Origin of the sequence: Burkholderia sp. E168m23, from assembly GCF_016586125.1 — a bacterium.
Classification (GTDB): Bacteria; Pseudomonadota; Gammaproteobacteria; order Burkholderiales; family Burkholderiaceae; genus Burkholderia; species Burkholderia orbicola.
This window is the reverse complement of the sequence record NZ_BCPP01000872.1, coordinates 1-3047: the sequence shown is the minus strand read 5'-3', so window position 1 is coordinate 3047 and position 3047 is coordinate 1. Positions and strand designations below refer to the sequence as shown.

The following is a 3047-nucleotide window of genomic DNA, read 5'->3' as shown; positions in this document are numbered from 1 at the left end:
GCCTGCTTTGCGTGCGCGGCCGTGTCGGTGGGGCTGATCGGCTCGGTCGCGCATGCGCTGCCGTGGCTGCTGGTCGTCGTGTTCGCGGGCGGGTTCTGCGTGGTCGGCGGGCAGCCGGCCGTGAACGCGCTCGCGGGCCAGTATTACCCGACGTCGCTGCGCTCGACGGGCATCGGCTGGAGCCTCGGCATCGGCCGGATCGGCTCGGTGCTCGGGCCGCTCGTCGGCGGACAACTGATTGCGCTCAACTGGTCCAACGGCGCGCTGTTCCACGCGGCCGCGGTGCCCGTGCTGTGCTCGGCGCTGTTCGTGCTCGGCCTTGCGGGCGTCACGCGGCGCAGCGCTGCGCAGGCGCCGAACGCCGCCCTGAATTGATGGAGAAAGGAAAACGATGACGCTTGACCTGTCGAAACCGGCAACCGCCGGCTACCTGAGCGGCTTCGCGAACGAATTCGCGACCGAGGCGCTGCCCGGTGCGCTGCCGCACGGCCGCAACTCGCCGCAGCGCGCGCCGTACGGGCTGTACGCGGAGCAGCTGTCGGGCACGGCGTTCACCGCGCCGCGCGGCCACAACCGCCGCTCGTGGCTGTACCGGATTCGCCCGGCCGCCGTGCACCGGCCGTTCGAGCCGTATGCGGGCGCGCAGCGGCTCGTGTCGGAATTCGGCGATTCGGCCGACGTGCCGCCGACGCCGCCGAACCAGCTGCGCTGGGACCCGCTGCCGATGCCGGTCGAGCCGACCGATTTCGTCGACGGCCTTGTGACGATGGCCGGCAACGGGTCGGCCGCCGCGATGAACGGCTGCGCGATTCATCTGTATGCGGCGAACCGCTCGATGCAGGACCGCTTTTTCTACAGCGCGGACGGCGAGCTGCTGATCGTGCCGCAGCAGGGGCGGCTGTTTATCGCGACGGAATTCGGCCGGCTCGATGTCGAGCCGTTCGAGATCGCGGTGATCCCGCGCGGCGTGCGTTTCACCGTCGCGCTGCCGGACGGCGACGCGCGCGGCTATATCTGCGAGAACTTCGGTGCGCTGCTGCGCCTGCCGGATCTCGGCCCGATAGGCTCGAACGGGCTCGCGAACCCGCGCGATTTCCTGACGCCGCAGGCCGCGTACGAGGATCGCGAAGGCGCGTTCGAGCTGATCGCGAAGCTGAACGGCCGGCTCTGGCGCGCGGACATCGGCCATTCGCCGCTCGACGTCGTCGCGTGGCACGGCAACTACGCACCGTATAAGTACGATCTGCGGCTGTTCAACACGATCGGCTCGATCAGCTTCGACCATCCCGATCCGTCGATTTTCCTCGTGCTGCAGGCGCAGAGCGACACGCCGGGCGTCGACACGATCGACTTCGTGATCTTCCCGCCGCGCTGGCTCGCGGCCGAGGATACGTTCCGCCCGCCGTGGTTCCACCGCAACGTCGCGAGCGAGTTCATGGGGCTCGTGCACGGCGCGTACGACGCGAAGGCCGAAGGCTTCGTGCCGGGCGGCGCGAGCCTGCACAACTGCATGTCGGGCCACGGGCCCGATGCGGACACGTTCGAGAAGGCGTCCGCGAGCGACACGACGAAGCCGCACAAGGTCGACGCGACGATGGCGTTCATGTTCGAAACCCGCACGCTGATCCGGCCGACGCGCTACGCGCTCGACACCGCGCAGCTGCAGGCCGACTACTTCGAATGCTGGCAAGGCATCAAGAAACACTTCAATCCGGAGCAAAAGTGAGCGATATCCAAGACTGGCGCGCGACGCTCGATCCGGCTCGCAAGAGCTGGATCGACACGGCGAACGATCCCGCGTGCGATTTCCCGATCCAGAACCTGCCGTTCGGGATCTTCAGCGATGCGAAGCAGGGCGTGCGCCGTGCCGGCGTCGCACTGGGCGACCAGATCGTCGATCTCGCCGCGCTCGCGCGTGCGCGCCTCGTGACGCTGCCGGCCGGCGCCGACGTGTTCGCCGCACCGACGCTCAACGCGTTCGTCGCGCTCGGTCGCGACGCGTGGCGCAGTGTGCGCGTGCAGCTGTCGGCGCTGTTCTCGCGCGATAACGCGACGCTGCGTGACGACGCGGCGCTGCGCGCGCAGGTGCTCGTCGCGCAGCGCGACGCGATGCTGCATCTGCCGGTCGAGATTCCCGGCTACACCGATTTCTATTCGTCGAAGGAGCACGCGACCAACGTCGGCTCGATGTTCCGTGATCCGAAGAATGCACTGCTGCCGAACTGGTCGGAGATGCCGATCGGCTACAACGGCCGCGCGTCGTCAGTGGTCGTGAGCGGCACGCCGGTGCGGCGCCCGAACGGGCAACTGAAGCTGCCTGACCAGGAACGTCCGGTGTTCGGCGCGTGCCGCAAGCTCGACATCGAACTGGAGACGGGCTTCATCGTCGGCAAGGGCAACGCGCTCGGTGAGCCGATCGCGTGCGAGGACGCGGAAGCGCATATCTTCGGGATGGTGCTGCTGAACGACTGGAGCGCGCGCGACATCCAGCAGTGGGAATACGTGCCGCTCGGGCCGTTCAACTCGAAGGGTTTCGCGACGACGATCTCGCCGTGGATCGTCACGCTCGACGCGCTCGAACCGTTCCGCGTCGCGCAGCCGGAGCAGTCGCCGCAGCCGCTCGCGTATCTGCGACATGCGGGCAAGCATGCGTTCGATATCGCGCTGGAAGTGACGCTGCGCGCCGAGGGTGCGGTCGAGGCCACGTCGATCTGCCGCACCAACTTCAAGCACATGTACTGGACGATGGCGCAGCAGCTCGCGCATCACACGGTGGCCGGCTGCAACACGCGCGTGGGCGACCTGATGGGTTCGGGCACGATCAGCGGGCCGACCAAGGATTCGTTCGGCAGCCTGCTCGAACTGACGTGGAACGGCAAGGAGCCGGTCGCGCTGAACGGCGGCGGCAGCCGCACGTTCATCGAGGACGGCGACGAGCTGACGCTCGCGGGCTGGTGCCAGGGCGAGGGGTATCGCGTCGGCTTCGGTACGTGTGCGGGCAAGATTTTGCCGGCGCGCAGCGTGTGACGGATCGCAGCGCGAAATGT

The 3047-nt window shown here is 68.2% G+C and carries 3 protein-coding genes; all 3 read left to right on the top strand.

Features of this window, described 5'->3' with window-relative positions:
• The coding region (locus tag JMF90_RS31125) for an MFS transporter (protein WP_201325876.1) at positions 1-375 on the top strand (375 nt) is incomplete at its 5' end.
• 16 nt (positions 376-391) lie between these two features.
• Positions 392-1726: a homogentisate 1,2-dioxygenase gene (gene hmgA, locus JMF90_RS31120; protein WP_006476781.1), complete on the top strand. Its 1335-nt coding sequence runs from the start codon at positions 392-394 to the stop codon at positions 1724-1726.
• The gene (gene fahA, locus JMF90_RS31115; protein WP_201316748.1) at positions 1723-3027 is read left to right on the top strand and encodes a fumarylacetoacetase; all 1305 of its coding nucleotides are present in this window, start codon (positions 1723-1725) and stop codon (positions 3025-3027) included. The genes hmgA and fahA overlap by 4 nt, the downstream gene beginning before the upstream one ends.
• Positions 3028-3047: the final 20 nt, after the last annotated feature.

What these genes read in the sequence shown, in the direction of transcription:
- hmgA (WP_006476781.1), top strand. Translation starts at nt 392, where the DNA reads ATGACGCTTGACCTGTCGAAACCGGCAACCGCCGGCTACCTGAGCGGC.